The following is a 1,689-nucleotide window of genomic DNA, read 5'->3' on the forward strand; positions in this document are numbered from 1 at the left end:
ATCCGAGATCGCCGCCACCCGCAACACGCCTTTGTCGAACATGCGCTGCGCCCGGCGCGCGACCGTGGACTCCGAGCTACCCGCGACCCGCGCGACCTGGTGCCAGCTCGCCCGGCCGTCTATCTGCAGCGCCGCCGCTATACGCTGGTCCAAAGAATCCATGCCCCCATACTCGCAGTTTTCCTCCGTCAACACAATGATTTCGAGGAAATCCGTCATTTACTATTGTTTTGTGCTGGATTTTATGCGAACATCATGCTAGGGATGGGAGCGGACGAAAGGTGCAAGGAGATGAACGGCAGGATCTTTCCTCTTTTGGCATCGCTTTTTGCCTTGCTAATTATGGCATCGGCGGTTTCGGCTCAGGAGACTTCGGACGGGCCGGTGCTGCAGGAGGCGGACGTGAGGGTGACGCCCTGATGAGAAGCTCAGCCGACGTGCGGGAGGGACAACTGCTGGACGAGGTGAGCCGGGTCCTGCCCGGCGCCGTGCTGGAGAGGTTCGCGACGCTAGTGCGCGAGTCCGGCGGCGAGGACGAAAGGGAAGCTGCCTCCTTTATCCGGGAGAAGCTCGAAGAGTTCGGGGTCCCCCACACGGTGCATAACCCGACCCTCTATCTGAGCCTGCCGCGGGACGCGGGGCTGAGGGTCACGGGCGACGACAGGCAGGTCAGGGCCAAGACCCCCGCGTTCTCCGTCTCTACCGGCGGCGAGTGGGTGGCGGGCGAGATGGTCTATGTCCCGACAGGCCAGGCCACGGGCATCGGGGACATCTTCGGCGGGGCCATAGAAGGCGACGCGGCGGATCTGAGCGGCAAGATCGTGCTCACCGAGGGATTCCCGATGCCCGGCAAGGTCTCGCAGTTCTCGGGGCTCGGGGTGAGGGCGGCGGTCTTCATCAGCCCCGGTCAGAACATCCACGAGGGTATCTGCACCCCCATCTGGGGCGCCCCCGACCTGGACAACGCCGCCGACGAGCCGGAGATCCCTGTTCTCGCCGTGAACAAACCAGACGGCCGCGAGCTCGCCGGGCTCTGCGAGGCGGGATCGGTAGCCGTCGAGTTCAAGACGGACCTTGAGAAGGGCTGGTACCCTTGCCCGCTCCTCGACGTGTTTATCGCGGGAACCGAAGAGCCGGACAAGTACGTGCTCCTGCACGGGCACCTCGACTCCTGGCACGAGGGAATCGGGGACAACGCAACCGGGGACGCGGCACTCGTGGAGATGGCGCGCGTCTTTTGCGAGCACCGCGACGCCCTCAAACGGAGCGTGCGTATTGCGATCTGGCCGGGCCACTCCTACGGCAGGTACGCTGGCTCGACGTGGTTCGCCGACGAGTTCGCCCTCGACCTGGAGGAGAACTGCATAGCCCAGGTCAACTGCGACTCCCCTGGCTGCCGCTGGGCGACGTCCTACGAGCACATGATGTGGATGAGCGAGACGGACGAGTTTTGCAAGGACGTCATCCGGGACGTACTCGACCAGCCGGCGGCCGGCACGAGGCCCCTGCGAGCCGGAGACTACTCGTTCAACAACATCGGGATCTCCTCCTTCTTCATGCTCTCCTCGACAATGCCCCCGAAGCTCGTCGAAGAGAAGGGCTACTACCCGGTCGGCGGGTGCGGCGGCAACATCGAGTGGCACACAGAGGACGACCGGATGCACGTCGCCGATCTCGACGTGCTGGAGA

At 64.3% G+C, this 1,689-nt stretch carries 2 protein-coding genes; one reads left to right on the forward strand and one right to left on the reverse strand.

Going from position 1 to position 1,689, the window contains the following annotated elements:
* A partial coding sequence (locus QZX79_RS18360; RefSeq protein ID WP_294570851.1) for an Lrp/AsnC family transcriptional regulator occupies positions 1–219 on the reverse strand: 219 nt, incomplete at its 3' end.
* Between the two features lie 200 nt (positions 220–419).
* Between QZX79_RS18360 and QZX79_RS18365 the strand changes: the two genes are divergently transcribed.
* Positions 420–1,689 (forward strand): M28 family metallopeptidase (locus tag QZX79_RS18365; RefSeq protein ID WP_294570857.1); only part of this gene is annotated, 1,270 nt, incomplete at its 3' end.

The organism is uncultured Arthrobacter sp., assembly GCF_902805515.1.
GTDB lineage: Bacteria > Actinomycetota > Actinomycetes > Actinomycetales > Micrococcaceae > Arthrobacter_D.